At 62.7% G+C, this 20,029-nt stretch carries 18 protein-coding genes, 2 pseudogenes and 1 riboswitch; of the genes and pseudogenes, 9 read left to right on the top strand and 11 right to left on the bottom strand.

The window, feature by feature from the left end; translation table 11 throughout:
• Window positions 1-140: 140 nt before the first annotated feature.
• The 5 genes and pseudogenes from SB822_RS10280 to SB822_RS10260 form a co-directional block, all read right to left on the bottom strand.
• On the bottom strand, window positions 141-698 hold the full coding sequence (locus SB822_RS10280) for a recombinase family protein (RefSeq protein ID WP_410854586.1): 558 nt from the start codon (window positions 696-698) through the stop codon (window positions 141-143).
• 141 nt (window positions 699-839) lie between these two features.
• Entirely contained in the window at window positions 840-1,826 is a 987-nt protein-coding gene (locus SB822_RS10275) for a zinc-dependent alcohol dehydrogenase family protein (RefSeq protein WP_410854585.1), read from the bottom strand.
• A gap of 63 nt (window positions 1,827-1,889) precedes the next feature.
• Window positions 1,890-2,198, bottom strand: coding sequence for a hypothetical protein (locus SB822_RS10270; protein ID WP_007579341.1), 309 nt, complete (start codon window positions 2,196-2,198; stop codon window positions 1,890-1,892).
• A gap of 204 nt (window positions 2,199-2,402) precedes the next feature.
• Window positions 2,403-4,799: pseudogene (locus SB822_RS10265) on the bottom strand (carbohydrate-binding family V/XII).
• 175 nt (window positions 4,800-4,974) lie between these two features.
• A complete protein-coding gene (locus SB822_RS10260; RefSeq protein ID WP_410854584.1) occupies window positions 4,975-6,159 on the bottom strand; it encodes a porin in 1,185 nt (394 codons plus the stop codon).
• Between the two features lie 403 nt (window positions 6,160-6,562).
• Between SB822_RS10260 and SB822_RS10255 the strand changes: the two genes are divergently transcribed.
• The 4 genes and pseudogenes from SB822_RS10255 to SB822_RS10240 all read left to right on the top strand — a co-directional run bounded on the left by SB822_RS10255 (window position 6,563) and on the right by SB822_RS10240 (window position 11,978).
• Complete coding sequence (locus SB822_RS10255) at window positions 6,563-7,504, top strand: LysR family transcriptional regulator (protein ID WP_114223406.1); 942 nt, start codon at window positions 6,563-6,565, stop codon at window positions 7,502-7,504.
• Window positions 7,505-7,579: 75 nt separating this feature from the next.
• A riboswitch (glycine riboswitch) is annotated at window positions 7,580-7,669 on the top strand.
• A gap of 157 nt (window positions 7,670-7,826) precedes the next feature.
• Window positions 7,827-8,297, top strand: a pseudogene (locus SB822_RS10250) (FAD-dependent oxidoreductase); the annotation flags it as partial.
• 658 nt (window positions 8,298-8,955) lie between these two features.
• Window positions 8,956-10,500, top strand: coding sequence for a trypsin-like peptidase domain-containing protein (locus SB822_RS10245; RefSeq protein WP_039900097.1), 1,545 nt, complete (start codon window positions 8,956-8,958; stop codon window positions 10,498-10,500).
• A gap of 104 nt (window positions 10,501-10,604) precedes the next feature.
• Complete coding sequence (locus SB822_RS10240) at window positions 10,605-11,978, top strand: M14 family metallopeptidase (RefSeq protein ID WP_410854583.1); 1,374 nt, start codon at window positions 10,605-10,607, stop codon at window positions 11,976-11,978.
• 13 nt (window positions 11,979-11,991) lie between these two features.
• On the opposite strand, the gene SB822_RS10235 is transcribed toward SB822_RS10240, so the two are convergent.
• The 3 genes from SB822_RS10235 to SB822_RS10225 all read right to left on the bottom strand — a co-directional run bounded on the left by SB822_RS10235 (window position 11,992) and on the right by SB822_RS10225 (window position 13,646).
• Window positions 11,992-12,279 carry a DUF1330 domain-containing protein gene (locus SB822_RS10235; protein ID WP_410854582.1) on the bottom strand — a complete coding sequence of 96 codons (288 nt, stop codon included), beginning with the start codon at window positions 12,277-12,279 and terminating at the stop codon, window positions 11,992-11,994.
• Window positions 12,276-12,902: a flavodoxin family protein gene (locus SB822_RS10230; protein WP_410854704.1), complete on the bottom strand. Its 627-nt coding sequence runs from the start codon at window positions 12,900-12,902 to the stop codon at window positions 12,276-12,278. The genes SB822_RS10235 and SB822_RS10230 overlap by 4 nt, the downstream gene beginning before the upstream one ends.
• 114 nt (window positions 12,903-13,016) lie before the next feature.
• A complete protein-coding gene (locus SB822_RS10225; protein ID WP_410854581.1) occupies window positions 13,017-13,646 on the bottom strand; it encodes a cysteine hydrolase family protein in 630 nt (209 codons plus the stop codon).
• Between the two features lie 14 nt (window positions 13,647-13,660).
• Here SB822_RS10225 and SB822_RS10220 point away from each other — a divergent pair, with 14 nt between their 5' ends.
• From SB822_RS10220 to SB822_RS10210, 3 genes are all read left to right on the top strand, one after another.
• Entirely contained in the window at window positions 13,661-13,783 is a 123-nt protein-coding gene (locus SB822_RS10220) for a hypothetical protein (RefSeq protein WP_256211283.1), read from the top strand.
• 5 nt (window positions 13,784-13,788) lie between these two features.
• Window positions 13,789-14,730 (top strand): LysR family transcriptional regulator, encoded by a 942-nt coding sequence (locus SB822_RS10215; protein WP_079493621.1) that lies wholly within the window; start codon window positions 13,789-13,791, stop codon window positions 14,728-14,730.
• Between the two features lie 268 nt (window positions 14,731-14,998).
• On the top strand, window positions 14,999-15,283 hold the full coding sequence (locus tag SB822_RS10210) for a hypothetical protein (protein WP_410854580.1): 285 nt from the start codon (window positions 14,999-15,001) through the stop codon (window positions 15,281-15,283).
• Window positions 15,284-15,340: 57 nt separating this feature from the next.
• Here the strand turns inward: SB822_RS10210 and SB822_RS10205 are convergent, their stop codons facing one another.
• Window positions 15,341-16,000: a TetR/AcrR family transcriptional regulator gene (locus SB822_RS10205; protein WP_007579356.1), complete on the bottom strand. Its 660-nt coding sequence runs from the start codon at window positions 15,998-16,000 to the stop codon at window positions 15,341-15,343.
• Between the two features lie 145 nt (window positions 16,001-16,145).
• Between SB822_RS10205 and SB822_RS10200 the strand changes: the two genes are divergently transcribed.
• Complete coding sequence (locus SB822_RS10200) at window positions 16,146-16,559, top strand: DUF3331 domain-containing protein (RefSeq protein WP_410854579.1); 414 nt, start codon at window positions 16,146-16,148, stop codon at window positions 16,557-16,559.
• Window positions 16,560-16,789: 230 nt separating this feature from the next.
• On the top strand, window positions 16,790-18,256 hold the full coding sequence (locus SB822_RS10195; RefSeq protein WP_007579359.1) for an HDOD domain-containing protein: 1,467 nt from the start codon (window positions 16,790-16,792) through the stop codon (window positions 18,254-18,256).
• Window positions 18,257-18,298: 42 nt separating this feature from the next.
• Here SB822_RS10195 and SB822_RS10190 read toward each other — a convergent pair whose 3' ends face one another.
• Window positions 18,299-18,982 carry an HAD family hydrolase gene (locus SB822_RS10190; RefSeq protein ID WP_007732610.1) on the bottom strand — a complete coding sequence of 228 codons (684 nt, stop codon included), beginning with the start codon at window positions 18,980-18,982 and terminating at the stop codon, window positions 18,299-18,301.
• A 105-nt stretch (window positions 18,983-19,087) separates the two neighbouring features.
• The coding region (locus tag SB822_RS10185; RefSeq protein WP_410854578.1) for a porin at window positions 19,088-20,029 on the bottom strand (942 nt) is incomplete at its 5' end.

The raw sequence follows: 20,029 nt of genomic DNA, 5'->3' as shown, positions 1-20,029 counted from the left end.
CGCAGGGTCGTCGAGGGATACGTGGCACGATAACGCGCTCGTGTTTGAAGCGTCCCTCATAGTGTGCTTGGCAGAGAGTTTGTCGTCGTCACAGCGTGAGTTCGACGGCGGCGGCTCGTTCGGGGTGAAGAGTGAAGCCGTCAGGTGTGCGAGACCCATGCGGGGTCAGTCTGCGGTGCGCCTATGGACCCGCGATAGGTGCCGGCGAGCCATTGCTTGCACCGAGCTACAATCGCCGCCTTGACCCGCTTTGACTTTGTCTCGGATTCCTCGTGCGCCCGAATCATGGTGAGCAGGCTGTACACGAGCCCCATTGGATCTTTCTTCAGGATCTCACGGCTGTACTCGCGGCCGTCCGCGGCGGGCACAACCCGGATTCCCGCTCCGAGAATGGCCGAAAGCTGGCCTTGTGCGAGGATCGGCTCGGCCCGGCTCAGGCGATCCAGGCCCTCAACGATAAGCACGCTTCCGGGTGGAACCTTGGCGTCCTCGACGGCTCGCAGAAAAAGCCCGAGCGCGCCCGTCGTCACGTGTTTCTGGTGGTAGGCACTAAGCCCTTCGTCTCTCAAACTTAGGCTGGCGTCGAGCGTGAAGCCGTGGTCAGCGGCATACAGAACGGCAGGCTCAGTCTGTCGCGCAACAGATGTTCCGCTGCCTGGCCTGGCCTGGGCTGGAGAACCGTAAGTAGCTGAACACACGTGGCTTTTCCATAAGTCGATGTCGTTCTTATGGTCGAGCTACGTAGTATCTATTGGCATAGCGCCATCGTGCTGGCTTTAGCGTGGTTGACCACCTACACAGGGCGGTCGATCTTCTGACGGCGTTCGAACCCGCCGCACTCAGCGCATCATCAACACCGCCGCGCCCGACAGCCGCCCGCTGCGTAGATCGTCGAGCGCGCGGTTTGCGTCAGCGAGCGGATAGCGCGTCACTTCGATATCGAGCTGCGTGTCGCCGGCGATCTTCATGAACGCTGCGCCATCGGCTCTCGTCAGGTTCGCAACCGATACGACGCGGCGTTCACCCCACAAAAACGCATACGGAAACGCGGGAATGTCGCTCATGTGAATGCCGCCGCACACGACGATACCGCCCTTGACGACCGCCTTCAGCGCAGCCGGCACGAGCGCGCCAACGGGCGCGAAGATCAGCGCGGCATCGAGCGGTTCGGGCGGCGCGTCATCGCTGCCGCCTGCCCATGTCGCGCCGAGCCTACGCGCGAGTTGTTGCGCGGTGTCGTCGCCGGGTCGCGTGAACGCGTACACCGTGCGGCCCTGGTGACGCGCGACCTGCGCGACGATGTGCGCCGCCGCGCCGAAGCCATAAATGCCGATGCGCTTCGCGTCGCCTGCCATGCTGAGCGTCCTGTAGCCGATGAGACCGGCGCACAGCAGCGGCGCAGCCTGCGCGTCGTCGTAGCGCTCGGGCAACGGCAGGCAATAACGGTGATCGGCGATCACCTGTTCGGCGTAGCCGCCGTCGATCGTATAGCCGGTGAAACCGGGCGCGTCGCAGAGGTTCTCGCGGCCGCTCGCACAATACGGACAGACGCCGCACGTGCTGCCAAGCCACGGCACGCCGACACGATCGCCGATATCGAATGCCGTTACGTCCGCGCCGCGCGCCGCGACCCGGCCGACGATTTCATGCCCCGGAATCACAGGCCGTTTCGGCTCGCTCAATTCGCCATCCACGACATGCAGATCGGTCCGGCACACGCCGCATGCCAGCACGTCGATCAGCAACTCTCCCGCTGATGGCGCTCGCTGGGGCAACTCGCGTTCGGACAGCGTGGGACGCGATCCGTCGAAAACCATTGCGCGCATGTTCGATCCTCCTCGCGTGGAATCCGCCAATGCCGCGTCACGCGCGCGGCGACGCGCGATAGCTCAACCACGCGGCGCGGATGCCGCGTCATCCGTGAGCCGCTTCTCAGGCTCCTGAGATGGCTGAGCGGGCGCAGCAATCGACGGGACCCACGGCTGCCACGCCCGCATCCACATCGACCACATCGAGAACATCGACAGCGGCGACGCGAGCGAGAAAAGATCCGGTTGCAGAAACCACCGCGCGGCGGCTTCGACCGATGGTACGGCGGTAATGTGAATCGCGACGCTCTCCGCATTGCGGTCGGGCAGTTTGCGTCGCGTAATTTCTATATCGACGGTGGGCAGGTGGGCGGTCAGTTTCGTCTCCATGCTCGGCCTCGCAATGACGGATCAGGTGCTGGGAGCGGGCGTGTCCACGAAGATACGCCCGACGGTGACGCGTTCAGCAAACTCTATCATGCAGCACTGCATGAGCTATGTCCCGACTGCTGACGCAACGGGCGAGGCGCGTTTTGTGCGCGCCCACGCCCGAAGCGCAGAAACACCGCAGCGCCGAAATGCCGCCGCGTACCCTCAGCGCCGCCCGCCGTGGAATCCCCCGCCGCCGAAATGCGCGCCGCTGAATCCGTTACCCCCGCCAAATCCGCCGAAGTGCTGGCCGCCAAATCCGTCGCCTCCGCCGAATCCGCCGGCATGCTGGCTGAAGCGCTGCTCGCCCGTCGTGCGCGCGTCACGCTGCTGGTCGAGATCGCTGCCGACCCTGCCGTCCGGTTGGGCCGATTGCCAGCCGTTCGACGTGTGCTGTTCCCACGACCCGCCGTCCGATCGACGATAGACATTTCCGTCGTGTCCCGCCTAGACGTCGCCGTTGTTCCAGGCAACGGCATTGCCTCGCGACTGGTTGGTCACGATGCCTTTGCTGGCGGTCTGATATTGCCCCGTCTGCGCATTGCCGGAAACGCCGAACTCAGCAGCGCCAGCGCGGCCCGTGCGGGCGTCGTAGCCGGCGACCTGACGGCCAGCCGCATAGTTGCCGCTGTACTGGTTGCCGACGATACCGCCGCGACCCGCGCCTTCTCGGCCGGTGGTGGGATTGGCGAACGAGCCTTGCCGGCCGGCTGCATAGTTGCCCGAATACGGATTGAACGCGGCCCCGCGTGCGCCCTGAAAGTGCGCGCCCGTGACGGGGTTATAGCCCGAGCCCGCCGTGCCGCGCCATTGCGTACCCGTCCATGCATTCCAGCCTGCCGTGTGCGTAACGGTGCCCTGGCCCCAGCGGCCGTAGGAATTCGCCTGGTTGATATTCACGTTGTTCCAGCCGCCGCCCCAGTATCCGCCGCCCCAATACGGTCCCCAGTAAGGCGACGCACATCCCCAGATGGCTCCCGCTGCAAAGCCGAACGCAAAGCCCTCTGCCGCGCCCAGCGCGAAACTCGCGCCGTATCCATAGGTCTGCGGGTAGCCGTAGTAATACGCGCCGACATACGGCGGATACACATAACCCGTGCCGTAGACGACCGTGCCTTGCGCATCGACGACGACCCCGAGATACCCCGGCGTATAGCCGACGACGACGGTATCCGGCGTCACCGAATAGATGTGGACATACGTCACGTAGTGCAGCGGCGCGCTGATGGGAATCGTGTAGATCACGGGCGGGACGTCGGTCGCGACGGTCCAGCCGCCCATCGGCGAAATCGAGACGAACCAGACGCCGTTAGCTACGGCGTAGAAATGCGTCGAGTCGACTTCGATCACGGGCGTTGCTGTATTGACCGCATACCGCAGCGGCGTGCCCGCGATCGGCTCGAAGCGCGGCGCGCCGTCGTACGAAACGGTGGTGGAGGCTTTCTGACGGGATACCGAGGCCGTCTGCGGAATAGAGGCAGCAATCGCCGCTTCTCTCGCTTGAGGCGTGCCCGGCACGGACACCAGCACATTGGCCTTCGGATCGTTCGGAGAAATCTTCGCGAAGTCTGCAGGAAGCTGATTGCCCGGAACGTAAGCCCAGGGGCCGTTAGTCGTCGTGGCCTGGAACCAGCGCCCCGACACGAGCACGTAGTACTGGTTCGTCGTGGGATTCACGAACACGGCGTGATCGGTATTGGTGACGGTCAGCAGTCCCGTGCCGTCGACGGGCTTCAACTGCGCGGGACCGTCCGTCACGATCAGCTCTGCCGGACGCGTCGCGACGAGCAGGGCGGGCGCCTGTGCAGCTGGCTTGCCGCTGGCGGGTAGCATCGGGTCGGCGGCGTTTCTTGCGGACGACTGCTTCGCGGCATTCGACAGCGTTTGCGACGGCGTTGCGAGCACGCTCCACGGTCCGTTCGTATCGCGCGCGTTGAACCAGTAGCCGGCCGCATGCAGATACAGCGTGCCGTCGGCCTCACGCATCAGCAGCGCGCGGCTGTTCAGCGCGCGCTGGAACCCCGTGCGTCCGACGTTTTGCCACGCAGGCTCGCCGTCGACCAGCACGAGCACGGTAGGCTGCGTGGCGAACACGATTTGTGGCGGGTCGTTTTTCACCGGCATGCGCATCGTTTGCGACAGCTCTTGCGATGCCGCGTAGCTCGTCTGCAGTTCGTCGAGCGGCACGCTCATGCCCGTTTCCGGCAGCCGCGCGAGCAACGATCGACGAACGCTGTCAGCGAGGCTCGCATCGGTTGGGACTTCGACGCTATTGATCTGGATAGCAGTCAGACGGACCAGTCCCGATGGCTTGTCGATATAGGCATTGGCGGCGAAATGCGCGACGCCGAAGGTCGGCGTTCCGTTGGCCTTGCCGACGGCAACTGCAGCGCGCCCCGAGATGCGATTGCCGTCCCACTTCTCGATTTGCGGCTGATACATCTCGACATGCTCGCCACTCGCTTCAAAGTTGCGTGGCCAGTCAGCCTGCGTCGCGGGCACAGGGGCAGTCGCTGCGTACGACGGCGGGAGTTCCCAGGTGAATGCGGTGAGCGTCAACACCGAGCGACGATCTGAGTCAGTCTCAACTTCGCGCCGCGCTCTTTAAAGTTTGCGTTCATCTTCGAGATACCTCATCCAGTTATCGGTTGCTTGTCCAAAAGAAAAAAGCCGCCCCTGAAAGGGGCGGTTAAAACTGGCGGAGACCAGAGAAGACTCTTAAAGATTGGTGAATCGATCAAAAGCGGTGCCGGATACCTGCCGAAACGACGTATTGGCTCTTGCTCGTGGAGGGTTCCGAAGTGCCGTTGACTTGCGTCACGTTCGCGCCGACCTGATTATCTGCACCGATCTGCATGACGCTTTCAGCGTAGATGTCGGTGCGCTTCGACAGCGCGTAGTCGGCCTGCACGCCAAACTGGTTCCAGTGAGCCGAGCTGTTGCTCGTCGTAGACGTACGCGGCGTGCTGCGCAAGCCTTGCGTGTACGTGTAAGCCGCGCCGAGGCTCAACGCAGGCGTGACGCTATAGCGGGCGTGGATTTCGTGGTTGTTGTAACGCACGGAAGAATCGCCGATGTTGTCCTGATAGCGGGTCTGTGTGAACAGCGCGCCGAGCGTAAACGGTCCAATTTCATAATTCGAGCCAAGACCCCAGGTACGCTGATTCTGAAGACCCGGAAGGTTTGTCATCGCCAAGGTCGGAAGGTTCTGGATCGCGCCCGAGCTGTTGTTGGAATTCAGCCCCTGAATCTGCAGATAGGCAGCTGCGAAATGCACACCGGCGTACTCATAGCCAGCACCGACGCTATACGCGCGGTTGTTCGCAAAGCCGTTCGCCGAGTTTGAGAAACCGTACAGCGCGTTGAACGAAGCCCCAGCGTAGTTCACGCTTTGATACTTGACCGAATTGCTGATGCTGAACGTGCTGTTCAGGTTGTCGTTATCGCCGCGGTGCGCGAAGTACGTGCCACCCCAGGTGCCGGCCGCGGAGACCGGGCCCAGGTAATCGACGACCGAGTCGTACTGGCGGCCGAGGGTCAGCGTGCCGTAATCGATAGCAGACAGTCCGACGTACGCCTGGCGGTTGAACAGGCTGTTATTGGACGCATTGTTATTGGCCAGACTGCCATTGTTCACGTTGAACCCGCTTTCGAGGTTGAAGACGGCCTTCAGGCCGCCGCCCAGATCTTCCACTCCGCGCATGCCCCAGCGGCTTTGCTGCACATTGCCGCTTGTCATGCCGAACACTGCCTTGCCGTCATTCAAGCCATTCGGCGTGATGGGCGAATTGCGCGTGGCTTCGTTGCTCACGTAAGTCAGGCCCGCGTCGACGAGGCCATAAAGCGTGACGCTGCTCTGCGCGTGCGCCGCACCCGCAAAGGCCGCTGAAGCAGCCGCGAAAATCAAGGTGGTTTTTTTCATGTTCGTATTCCGTACTAAGCCTGACGACTTGAATGAATGTGCTGTCTTCCGTGTGCGAGATAGCCGCGGTGCGTAGCTTTTGCAAATTCACGGCACACATCGATCACGCAGGGCGAACTATAGAGGTAAGTCGATGTTTCGTTATGTTTAATAATTGAAAACTATTTTTTAGTAATTCGAAATAAAATTAATGTTTAATGATAAGGCGATGTATATTCAAATGAAATTCATCTCGATATTTAAGTCGTGAATGGTGCTTGTTTGATAATATGTTGTGACGGTGCTACATGATGGGTTTCCATGGGTGATAATCGTATTTATGTTGGCTGAAACTGCGGCTTTAAATGGGGTAAGGTAGTTTAATGTTGATATATATGTCTAATCTGTTTTATTTCTGTTGCTCATGCTGAATAAGCTGCAGGCAATACGAATATTCCTAAGAGTCGCCGAGAACAACTCTTTCAGTCGCGCTGCGTCGAGTCTCAATCTGTCAAATGCTGTTGTGACGCGCTATGTGGCGCTGCTGGAGGCGCATCTCAATGCGCGCCTCGTCAATCGCACGACGCGTAGCGTTTCGCTGACGGAAGCGGGCCGCGCCTATGCAAGGGGGTGCCAGCAACTGCTGGAGCTGCTGGATTCGATGGAATCGGCCGTGACAGAAGAAGCGGGCGAGCCCACGGGCACGCTCAAGGTCGCGGCGGCGGCCTCGTTTTCACTCGCGGCGCTAGCGCCTTTGCTGCACCGCTACCGGATACGTCATCCGAAGGTGAAGCTGGACGTCACGCTATTGCATCAGTCCGTCGATCTCGTCGAAGACGGGTTCGACGTCGGCATCGTCGCATCGTGGCAGGTGAACGGCAGCACGCTGGTGAAGCGTCCTGTGCTGTCGGTGCGGCCCATCGTGGTCGCGTCTACCGGCTATATCGAACGGCACGGCGCGCCGACCTCGCTCGAACAGCTTGCATCGCACAGTTTCCTCGCGCCTTCGCGAGATATGCATGGAACCGAGTGGTCATTCGCGAGCGCCGACGGTCGCGAGGAGACCTTGAATCTCGACTCCGTGTGCAGGGTCAATAGCATGATCATGCTGCGGCAACTGGTACTCGCCGACATGGGTCTCGCTATCCTGCCTGAGGACTACGTCGTCGGCGACATTGCGAGCGGCGCGTTGCTGCGTGTCCTTGCTGAGTATCGGGTGACCAACGGTCTCAAGGAATTGTCGCTCGTCTATCCCGGCCGGCGCCATGTGTCGGCGAAAGTGCGCACCTTCGTGGACTTCACGATCGAATACTTCCGAAGAGGTTTCTCCCCGGCTGCGCCGCGCGCCGACCTGACGGCGGACTGAACCCACGGTGGATCGTTGCCCGGAAGTTGGGGGCTTGCCCGGTTCTTTTTGCTTCGGTAAGGTCGCACTGTTCCACCACGCAGCACGGGAGAGATCGTCCCCAGCGACGACGCCGACGGAGCAACCGCCCCGGAAACTCTCAGGCAAAAGGACCGTGCAGCCGGAACATCTGGAGAGCGGCGCCACGCGCGCCCACCGAAGGGGAGCCCACGCCATTCGCGGCGCGCGGGCGAAACGCTCAGGTACATGGACAGATGGGGCATCGGCGCCGGCAGCAGCACGAAGCGCGGCCGGCGATGCTCAACGAACACTGGACCATGTCATCTCACGAATCGCCATCATCGGCGCCGGGATCACCGGCGTCACGACCGCTAACGCCCTCGCGCAACGCGGCTATCGCGTCACCGTCTTCGAGCGTCACCGCTACGCGGCGATGGAAACCTCGTTTACCAACGGCGGACAACTGTCGGCGAGCAACGCCGAAGTCTGGAACAGCCGCGCCACCATCATCAAGGGGCTGCGCTGGATGTTCACGCGGCAGATTCCGCACTACCGCGCGAACACGATCGAGACGGTGCGGCGTGCCATTGCCGCGCGCGAACATCTGTTCGGCATTGCAGCGCGGGAAGGCATCGACTTCGATCTCGAACGGCGCGGCATCCTGCACTTCTACGCGGCGCGCAAGGAGTATGAGTCCGCGCTGAAGGTCAACGCGCTGCTGCGCGAAGGCGGGCTCGAGCGGCGCTCTGTCACGCCAGACGAAATCCGTTCGATCGAGCCGGCGCTGCACGGATGGACGCTGTCGGCGGCGACGGCGGAGGGCGTCGCGCAGGCGTTGTCGGCGTCGACATGATGGGCGCGCGTAGCTGACGAAACACGCAGGCGGGCGGCCTCGACTTTCGAAGTCGAAACGCGAAGCAGCGGACATGAGCGTTTTCGAACATGCGCTGCCGCGAGCGTTTGGCCGCCCGCATCATCGACGCACAACTGACACAAATGGATGACGCGTTTTGCGTGACAGTAATCGCGTCACGACGGCGTAGCGACTAACGCTTGTCGAATTGCCAGCGCGAACTATCAGCGCGGACTACCAGCGTACCGGCAGAGCCACCATCGGCGCACGCCAGGATTTGTACTCGCTGCAATTTTGCTGCCCGCTTTCTATAAATGAATCAGGACGAACGGGTCAACCGTTCGCGTCCCTGATTGTCCATTGCGGGCAAACATGCAACTGAATCTCACGTCGACTTCGATCCACCCAGACAGACATCGAGGGTCGATCGCATCCGTCTGCGCTCGCGGTTGGATTGCGATGCGATATGGTTTGCGTCGGCCGGATGGGTTCTCTTTCTTTTCGAACTCTTCGGTGTGCTATGTCACAGTCGCCGGCCGCCACGCGCTAAATAATGTCTTCACAGTGCCAGGCATAACTAACGCCATGGAGGTGCGCTGTGTTTCACTCAACTCTATTCCGCACCTGGTTTTGCACCGCCGTGACAACGGCCTGCCTCACCGGATACCCCTACGCCAACGCCGAAGCGATAGCACCGCATGTTGCGCCTGCTTCCGCGCCGTCGCCTGCGTCCGCGCCAGTGAAAGAGAAGCGAATGGCGCCCGGGAATGCGAGCGCGCCGCTCGACTTCCCGGCAATCGTCGAGCGCTACGGACCCGCCGTCGTGAACATCCGCGCGATCCTGCCGGAGAAGGCGCTGGCGGTGGCAACGCAGCCGGCGCCAGCTGCGTCGCCGGCGCCCGCTTCGGGCGCGAGCTCCGAAGCGATCGACGGTGACGACCCGCTGTTCGCGTTCTTCCGGCAGGCCATGCCGCAGTCGCAAGACGGGCAGGGCAGCTCACCGCGTGCAATGTCGGGTGTGGGCTCGGGCTTCATCGTCAGCCCCAACGGCTTGATTCTGACGACGGCCCATGTCGTCGACGGCTCCGATGACGTGACGGTGCGCCTCACTGACCGGCGCGAGTTCAAGGCAAAAGTCGTCGCCGTCGATGGCCCAAGCGATGTCGCCGTGATCCAGATCGAAGCGACGAAGCTGCCTGTCGTCAAGCTCGGCGATTCGACGCGGGTGCGCGTCGGCGAACAGGTGCTGACGATCGGCTCACCGGATAGCTATCAGAACACGGTGACGGCGGGCATCGTCAGCGCGACGTCCCGCACGCTGTCCGATGGCACGACGTTTCCGTTCTTCCAGACCAACGGCGCATTGAATCCCGACAACTCGGGCGGCCCGGTGTTCAATCGCGCGGGGGAAGTGGTCGGCATACACGTGCAGGTTTACGCCGACGGCGATCGTTTCCAGAGTCTGACTTTTGCCATCCCGATCGCGATGGCAAACAAGGTGCGCGCGCAGTTGCAGGCGCAGTCAAAGTCTCAGGACGCAGACGCCGCGCACGGTGCGTTCGGCATGCAGGTGCAGGACGTCGATCCGGGCCTTGCCGGCGCGTTCGGTCTGCCGCGCGCGGCGGGCGTACTGGTGATTGCCGTCGAGCCCGGCAGTCCCGCCGCCACGAGCAAGCTGAAGCCCGGCGACGTGATCGTGCAGATCGGCGACAAGCCCGTCGAGCACAGCGCGGATCTCACCGATCAGGATGCGGTGCCGCAGTCGGGCACGAAAGTCCCTGTGAAGCTGATTCGTAATCGCAAGCAGATGACGATCATGGTTAACCTGACGCCATCGGCGCAATACGCGAGCACGGGCGTGAGCGATGTCGGGCCGCTGGATCATCTCGGCCTCAGCATGCATCCGCTGACGGACGACGAACGGCGCTCGACGGGCCTCGCCGAAGGGCTGATGGTCGAGGACGTGTCGGGGACGGCGGGCACGGCCGGCATCAAGCCGGGCGATGTGGTGTTGTCGCTGAACGGCACGCTGGTTGCATCGCAGGATGAACTGGCGGCGCTCGCGGCGAAGGCGGGGAAGAAGGCGGCGCTGCTGATCCAGCGTAACCATGCACGCAGTTTCGTGACTGTCGATCTGAAGTGAAGCGCAAGGGCTGCGGCGGGACGATTGAAATGTCCGCCGCGTCCGCCGTTCTCGGTTAGAAGGACCGGACCGTCTGGACCGGCCCGTCTGACCGGAGAACGAACATGTCCCGCTACCACGCACGCATCACAGGAAAAGATCAGGCCGCATTGGCCGATCTCGTGACGAAGCATAAGGTTACGGTCGCGCGCCATACGATCGAGAAGGTCCACGGCGGCTATCGCGTCGACGCGCACGCCACCAATGCGCAGATCAAGGCGCTCGAAGCGGACGGCTACCAGGTCGAACGGCTGGAGGACGCCGAAGCGCAAGGCAAGGTGCGCCAGGCCGAGACGCGCGCGCAACTGGCCGCGCCGCACGCGCTGGATGCGTTATCCGTCGCGGCGGGAACCGGCTATCTCGATGTTGCGCAAATCGAGGCGGCGCTTGCCGCCGCAAGCAATGCGCCCAATGATGCGTTCACGAAGCTGATCAAGCTGCCTCATCCAACCTGGGAAAAGCGCAGCTGCCACGCGTTGAAAATCGGCAAAGGCAGCGCAGCGGGGCGTCCCGGCATCTATTTCCTTGGCGGCGTGCACGCGCGCGAATGGGGAAGCCCGGATATCCTGATCCATTTCGTGCAACTGCTCGCCAACGCGTACACCACGCACAAACCGATCAAGATCGGCAGCCGTACGTTCAAGGCGGCGGACATCAAGCATGTGATCGAAAGCAAAGACCTGTACGTGTTTCCGCAGGCGAATCCCGATGGCCGCCACTACAGCATGTCGACCGAGTCGATGTGGCGCAAGAACCGCCGGCCCGCGCCTGCGGGGCATAGCAAGCCGCAATGCTGCGGCGTCGATATCAACCGCAACTACAATTTTCTGTGGAATTTCCCGCAGTACTTCGATCCCGAAAGTCCGATCGCCAATTCCACCGATCCCTGCGACTACGAGGTGTATATCGGTCCCGCCGCCGAATCGGAGCCGGAAACGAAGAACGCCGTGTGGATGTTCGACACCTACCCGAACATCCGCTATTTCGTCGATCTGCACAGCTATTCGGAGGACATTCTGTACAACTGGGGCGACGACGAGAACCAGAGCGGTCACCCCGACATGAACTTCCAGAATGCCGCGTACGACGGCAAGCGCGGCATTGCCAACGACAAGGCGTATCGCGAGTACATCGCGACAGCGGACAAGAAGATCGCCGTCGATCTCGCGCACGAAATGCGCGACGCGATCAAGGCTTCGCGCGGCCGCGTCTACAAGACGGAGCAGTCGATGAGCCTGTATCCGACGGCGGGCACGTCCGACGACTATGCATTCAGCCGTCACATCGTCGATGCGAAGAAGGCGAAGGTGTTCTCGTATACGATCGAATGGGGCAGCCCCGACAATCCGACGCCGTTCCATCCGCCGTATCCGGAGATGAAGCAGATCATCGACGAGGTGACGTCGGGGTTACTGGCTTTTTGCATTGCAGCGAAGTGACGGCGCTGCCGTTTCAAAGTCCTTCGATCAGCACGACACGGTGACGTGATCCTGTGAGCCTGTGCTGCGCGACTTGCTGATACGCATCGCTGTCGTACCAGGCGCGGGCCGCCGTGAGCGACGGAAATTCGAGCACGACGGTCGCTTCAGCTGGATCGCCTTCCAGCACCTGTTGCGTGCCATTCGCGGCGAGCACCTTGTGCGTGTATCCGTCGAAGGTGTCACGCACCTTCGAGCGGTATGCGTCGAGCGCCGCCTGGTCCTGCGTGCTTTCGCGCGTGAAAATCATGTAAGCCGTCAAGACGGTTCTCCTTCGTGTGACAAGGTTTCGAATTCACGCGACGCGGCCCGTCCGCGCGCAAACTGAATGGCCGCTTGCGCGACACGTTGGCCAAGGTGTCGTGCCGTGTCCAGGTCGGCTTGCGGCGGCGCGGCGTCCGCGCCTTCGTCGGCGTTCGACTGGGCGGCCGCGCCCAGAAAGAAGCCCAGCCGGTTCGCGTCCTGTTCGCTGCCGCGCGTGCTGTTGTTGCCGGGCGGCAAGCCGAGGCTGATCCAATGCATGCCGTGCTGGGCAGCGAAGATTGCGAACTGCATCAACGTCGCGAGCTTGTCGCCCGATCGCGATGCGGAGTTCGTGAAGCCGGCCGCCAGCTTGTCTTTCCACGCGCTCTTGAAGAACGCGCCGGAACTTGCGTCCATGAACGATTTGAACGCTGCCGACGCGCTGCCCATATACGTCGGCGCGCCGAAGACGATCGCGTCGGCGGATTCGAGCGCGGCCCATTCGTCTTGCGCCTGCTCGACGCTCAGCAGCAACGCCCTGGCGCCGGGCGTTTGCGCGACGCCGGCGCCGACGGCCTGCGCCTGACGCGCGGTGTGGCCGAAGCCGCTATGAAATACGATTGCGATCGTGACTTCTTCCATGGTGGTTGTCGAATACATGTCGCCTGGTGGAGAGATGCCCGTCCGGGATTCGCGATCGGGCAACGGATGAACGTGCTGCCACGGTCGTGGCAACGCGGTTTGTCATGCCGCGAATCACGCGGCGACGGAATCGACGGCTTCGAGAAACTCGGTAACGGTCATTGCGTCGTGGCCGAACGTCGGATACGAGATCGACAGCGCGGCCTCGTGCGCCGCTTCCGTAAAGTCGGCGACCGCGTCGGTGATGAACGTCACGTGAAAGCCGGCTTCAAGCGCATGACGGCCGGTGCCTTCGATGCAGGTCTGCGATGTCAGACCGGCCAGCACGACCTTCTCGATGCCGTTCGCCCGGAGTTGCGCTTCCAGATCCGTGCCGATGAACGAGTCGAACATCCGGTGATGACTCACCACGATTTCGCCTTCACGCGGACGCAGCGGCGCGTAGAAGTCCGCACCGTAAGTCCCTTTGCGCAGCACCTCATTGGCGAGCGCCCATTGCATGCGCGGATGGACATGCTTGATGTCGTCGAAACTATGATCGTCGGTGCCGTGCGGCGCGAAGATGATCTTCACACCCGCTGCGCGCGCGCCTTCGAGCAGTTGCGCGACGTGCGCCACGAAACCTGTCTTGTCGAGCATGGGTGCAATCGACGCGTGCAGCTTGCCGTCATCGGCGAGAAAGTCGTTCAGCACGTCGATGAGCACGAGTGCCGTGGTTTGAGCTGGATAGATACGATCGTTCATTTTGCAGATCCTGAATGAGTGCGCCAGCAGCGGAGTGCGTCCGAACCGTCGAACTGAACCGCCAGGCCGTTGGTGGCATCATGTACGAGCCGCGCGTGCCGCACTACGGGCTCGCGGCGAACAACACCTATTCGTGAAGCAAATGAGTGATCGATTCCAGGAACTGCATGTGTTCGTGCGCGCTGCCGAAACGGGCAGCTTCTCCGCGACGGCGCGCGAACTCGGGCTGTCTCAGCCTTCCGTGTCGCGGATCGTTTCCGAGCTCGAAGCGCGTCTCGGCACGACGCTGCTGTTGCGAAGCACGCGCAACATCGTGCCGACGGAGGCAGGCAAAGCGTTCCTGCTTAGAGCCCGCAAGCTGCTGCGCGAACTCGAAGAGGCCGACGACGAAGCGCGGCATGTCGGCGGCCTGAGCGGCGTGCTGCGCGTGGCGACGTCGGCCATCGTCGGCGTGCGCACGGTGATTCCGAGCCTGCCTGTGTTCCTGAAGGCGCATCCGGCGTTGCGCATCGAGCTTCTGACATCCGACAGCATTCAGGATCTGATCGCCGAAGGCGCCGACCTCGCCGTCCGCTTCGGCGAGCTGGAGGATTCCGGCTTCGGCGCGCGCAAGATCGGCATGGTGCCGCGCATGCTGGTCGCTTCTCCCGCCTATCTGAAGGAGCGCGGCATCCCGGCCACGCTGGACGACCTCGCCGCGCACGACATCGTCACAGGCCCGTTGGGCCCGTCGCACGAAACGTGGACCTTCGAGCACGACGGCATTCCCGTCTCGATCAAGGTCCGCGCGCGCATATTCGTTGGCGCGGCGGAGGGCGTGATTGCCTGCGCCCGCGAAGGCCTCGGAATTGCGGTGGGGAAACAATGGCTTTGCGAGCCGGAGCTGCGATCGGGACAACTGGTCACGGTACTGGACGACTACCGCCTGCCGCCCGCGCCGATTCATGCCGTTTTTCCAGAGGGCGCACAGCCGTCGCAGAAGGTGCGGCTTTTCACCGATCATCTGATCGAAGTCTTCTCCGCGCTGCATGGCGATACGCGCTTCGCGCCGTATAGAAAGTTCGCTGTCGAGCGGACTTCGTAGTTGGCGCAATCGTTTGCGATACACCTTTTCCTGCCTGCGCTGACGTAACGCCGCGTCAGATTTCTACCGCCCGCGCGCCCAACTGAGACGCACGGTAAAGCCTCGCCGCCAAGCGAGGTTATCGTTGTTCGAAAAGAACCGGACAGGTCGCGCGGCGGTGCGTCATGGAGATCGACGGCACCGTGCGCGCGATGACGTCGCTCCGCTGTCGCCGAGGACAGTCGAGCGCGGCCTGCCGGGCAGCTACGGGTGAAGATCGGGGGCCAACATGGCGGTAACAAGAATGGACGCGCCGACGGGTGTCGGGACGCTGCGCTCAGCGAGCCTGGCAGACGTGGAGCTGGAACATCTGGAAAGAATGGTTCAGTACGTGGTTCGCCGGACCGAAACGGACGACGTGTCAAAGCTCGACTACGAATACTGGGCGAAGCGCCTGCGCAAACTCGCGCAGACCTACGATCTGGTGACGACGCAACGGCAGCGGATCATCGCGCTGCTCGATCTGCTCGAACGGGAAATACTGTATCAGGCGCGCCGCGCGGCCGCCGTCTGAACGCTGCTGGCTTCGATCCGCACTGCGTCAATTTCGTCGCGCCGCCACGCGGATCGACTAGGCAAGCATGGCCAGCGCCGTCTCCAGCACCATGCGCTTGAACTTCTTCTCATGCTGCGGCAGCGACGAGAACGCCAGCATCAGATGGCTGTACGCGACCGTCTTGCTGATCGCGTTCAGCAGCATGAAAAACAGCAGCTCCGCGTCCTTGACCTTCAGTTCGTCTTGCCGCGCCGCGTCGGCGAACAACGGCACCATCACGTCGTGATAAGGGCGCACCAGCCGCTCGATCAGCACATTGAGCCGCTCGCCTTCTTCCGTCGCCGCCGTCGAAAAGAAAATGCCGACGTCGGGGTCGTCGAACACCTCGTCGATGAATCTCGCCACCGCCATTTCCACGCGCGCTTTCGCGCCCAGCGGCGCGGTCCGCAACGCTGACGTTGCGTCGATCATCGGCGCCATCTGCCCGGCGATCTGCTCGACGACGGCCAGCCATAACGTCTCTTTCGACCCGAAATGATGTGCGACGAGTGCCGCATCGACGCCTGAGTCGCGGGCGATCTCACGCACGCTCGTTGCCTCGAATCCCCGTTTGCCGAAAGTCCTGCGCGCATTGCGCAGGATCGCGTCCGGCCCAACCGATGCGCTCGACGCCGGGCGTCCGCGCGCGCGTTTCTTGTCCTTTTGGGGTTCTGCTGTTGCCGTCACATCTTTCATTCGAATCAGCCTGCCGATCGTCAGATCAGGTGGGAGTTTAACCGAGCGCCCGGACGGGGGCGGAAGTGGGCCTCGCGGCACATTCGTTTGACACGCGTGCCCGGCGACGCTACGATCTCGATATTCATCACGTGTTGAATTAATCATGTCAGAGCGCATTTGGATCGAAGAGCATGCCGATGTCTGGTGCCGGACTGTTGTGGCGATCCGCAACTTCGACGTCACGCCGGACCCCGTCGAAACCCCGCGCCCACCGCGCCCACCGCGCCAGGCGCGGCGCAGGCCGCGCTCGGCCGCATGCTGGGACGGGCGAAGCCAGCCGACCGTGCGCGTGCTCGACAAGCCGACCGCGCAGACGCTGACGGTTTCATGGTGCGACGCGCGCACGGGTCACTACGGCTATCAGACATGGCGCGTGAACATCGCGCGCCGGGCCGGACAATGCGTGCTGACGGGCCGCACGATCGCTGCAGGCGAAACCGTTTACTGCCCGCGCGCGAACGGCACGCCTCCGGGTAATGCGGGCGCGATGATCGTCGCGTCAGGCGTCGATATCTGATGGCTCATAGGGCGTTGAAAGCCGCTTGTGGCGCCCGGCCAGGGTGGAATGTCGCGCAATGGAGACACGGAAAGACTTCGAAATAATGCGCAATCGATGCGCAATCACGCAACAGGCCGACGGTTTGCAGGCTGTCTGAGACTTGCCGGCACGATGATGGACGACGGGTTGTGTTTTAATCACGGGTACTGTGGTTGTCTTTCAACGTATCTGTTCTCCATCACCATCAGATGTCCCCCGTCGTCAAGTCCGAACTGCTGGAAAAACTGTGGGCGCGCATGAGCGAGCGCGGGGATTTCCCGATGCTCTCACAGGCGCTGCGCACCACCGTGTCGGCGATGAATAACGACGATCTGGACTTCACGTCGCTCGTGCAGGTCGTGCTTTCGGATGTCGGCCTCACGCAAAAGGTGCTGCGGCTCGCCAATTCGGCGATGTATGTCGCATTCGGCGGCAATATCACCACCGTGACCCGCGCGCTGATGGTGCTCGGCATGGATACCGTCGGCCATCTCGTGGTCGGGATGAAGATCGTCGATCACTTTCATCACAGCGCGCCGCACCGGATCGACGCGAAGCTCGAACTGAACCGCGCGCTGCTATGCGGAACGGTTGCGCGGCGCATCACGGAAGGCGTCGATCTGCGCGTGGCGGAAGAAGCTGTGGTGTGCGCGCTGATGCGTCAGGTGGGCAGGCTACTGGTGGCGTTCTATCTGGAAAGCGAATGGGACCGGCTGCGCCGCACGGCGGCGACCGACCAGATCGACGATAGCGACGCGTGCGCGCAACTGCTCGGCGTGAGCTTCGAGGACATTGGCAGCGAGGCGGCGCGCCGCTGGCGCCTGCCGGAAACGATCTCGGCGGGGATGCAGGCCATCGGCGCGGGATCGGACGAGCCGCTCTCGGAGCATGTGCGCTGGCTGCGGGCCGTCAACAGCTATTCGACGGAAGTGGCCAACCTGCTTGTCACCCAGCCGCCGGGCGACGAACTGGAACGCTGCCTCGCCGAACTCGCGAGCCTCTATAGCGACGCGCTGAGGATCGATGCGGGCAGGCTCGACGCCCTGAGCGCCGCGTTGATCGACGAAGAAAGCAATGAAGGGCTGATGCAGGAGATTTCCGAACTGCGCGCGCATGCCGATGCGATCGTGCGCACCGGGAAGTCCGCGCAGGCACGTCTTTCGGCAGGTCTCGAAGACTTGCGCGCGCTGCCGTCGAGCAAGGCGCTCTTGCCCGTGCTGACGCTCGCTTCCGAAACCATTCTGGCGGGCCTGTCGATGTCGCGCACGCTCGTGTTCGTGCGCCAGGCCGACGCGCGCTATCACGCGCGCATCGGTTTCGGCCCCGACATGGAACGCATGCTGCCGACGCTCAATTTCGGCGCGGGATTCCAGCCCGACGTGTTCCATCTGGCCATTGCGAACCCCGTCGGCATCTTCATCGAGAACGCGCGCGAGCCGCGTATGGAAGCGCGTCTGCCGGACTGGTTCAAGGCGCATCTCGCCGATGCGCAGGCGTTCGTGCTGCTGCCCGTGAAGGCCAACGACACCACGGTCGCGCTCGCTTACGGCGACTGGACCGACGTGCAGGCCGTCCACAAGATCACGCAACCGGAAATGGCGATCCTCAACGAGCTGACGCGTGAGCTGAGCCGTTTCTTTTTCGGCGCGAATCTCGAAGAAGCTGAAATGCTTTGAGCTTGCCGTGCGCGACGCGGGCACGCGTCGACGCAAAGGCGTTCAGCGTTGCCAGCCCGCCAGCAGTGCGGGCAAGTGCGCCATCTCTTCGAACACGTCGGCGACGCCGACGGCTCTCAACGCTTCTTTCGAGCTATGGCCTTTTTCACTGGGACTGTAGCCGAACACGGTCGCGCCCGCCGCGCGGCCTGCCGTGGCGCCCGTCACGGTGTCTTCGATCACGGCGCAACGCGAAGGATCGACGCCGAGTCCCGCGGCTGCGGCGAGATAAACGTCCGGGTGCGGCTTGTTGCGCGGCGTCTCTTGCCCGCTGAAGATGCGTCCTTCGAAGTCGTCGAGCAGGCCGGCTTTCGCGAGCTGCAAGCGTAGCTTGACGCGGTCCGCGCCGGATGCGACGGCGATCTGTCCATCGAGCCGCGTATGCAACGCGGCGACGGTTTCGACAATGCCTTCGATCGCCGTCACTTCACGTTCGAGCGCAGCGTTGCGGCGCTCGCGAAACGTTTCGAGCCAGGCGGGCGTGATACGCACGCCCGTTTTCGCTTCGATCAGCGGCGCCTCGTCCATCACGGTCTTGCCGACGAAGATCGACATCGCTTCGTCGACAGTCAGACACCAGCCCAGTTCGCCGAGCATTGCTGCCAGCACGGTGTTGGTGATCGTTTCCGAATCGACGAGCACGCCGTCGCAGTCGAATAACACGGCGTCGAAGGGAAAAGCAGACATCGCGGTCCTTTGTGGGTCGGTCAAAACCCGTAAGGGTACCGCGATTGGAGACTGGATGCGCTGATGTGGCCGCGCGCCTTCGGCGCAGCGGCGACCATCACACGATCAGAAGCGGTGACGCAGACCGACGCGCGTCACGAACTGCGTGTTCGCACCCGCATTGCCGATGAACGACGAAGACGAGCCGATCTCAGCCTGCACGGGCACGTTGCGGCCCGCCACGACGTTGCTGCCCGAAGCCTTCTGATAGATCCCCAGCAGGTAGACATCGGTGCGCTTGGACAGCGCGTAGTCGACCGAACTGTTGATCTGATGCCACTTGCCTTCGAAGCGGTCATCGAGCTTCGAGAACGTGTAGCCGAGGCCAGCCGACAGCGCGGGCGTAAAGCCCCAGCGGCCGCCGATTTCATAGTTGTTCAGCTTCGACGATTCGCCCGTGAGCGGCTCGAACTTCGTGTGCGTCCAGTTCGCGAACACGAGACCGGAAGCGATCGCGTAGCGCGCGCCGATGCCGAAGGTTTCGAGGTCGCGCAGGCCGAGCGTGTTGACGTTCGCGATGCTCACGCTGAACGCCGGCGTCGCGCCGTTCGGGAAGCGGATGTTCGTGTACGCCGCGCCGATGCCGAACGGACCCGTCGCATAGTTCGCGCCGAAGCTGTACGTGCTCGACGAGCCTTGCGCGCCGCCCGTGCCCGTCGTGGTCGGCGTGCCGGCGAACTGCGTCGAGTTCGAGAAGCCGTACATCGCGCCGAACGTGAGGCCCGCGAAGTTCGCGCTGCTGAACTTCACTGCGTTGTTGATACGGCTCGACGTCAACTGGTCGAGATCGTTGATGTGATACGCGTAGTTGCCGGCGGGCGTCTGGCTGCCCATCGTGTAGTTCGCGCCGATGTAGTCGGTCGAGAATGAGTACTGACGGCCGAAGGTGGCGTTGTTGCATAAATCGGTGTACCGCGCGCCGATCTGACGATTACGCGCAACGGTAGTGACGGCACCCCTGTTAACTTCGGGGTGAACTGCGTACATTCTCGATTTTTGCCCGGGAAG

The organism is Paraburkholderia sp. SIMBA_054, assembly GCF_046534875.1.
GTDB lineage: Bacteria > Pseudomonadota > Gammaproteobacteria > Burkholderiales > Burkholderiaceae > Paraburkholderia > Paraburkholderia hospita.
This window is presented reverse-complemented; position numbering and strand designations above follow the sequence as displayed.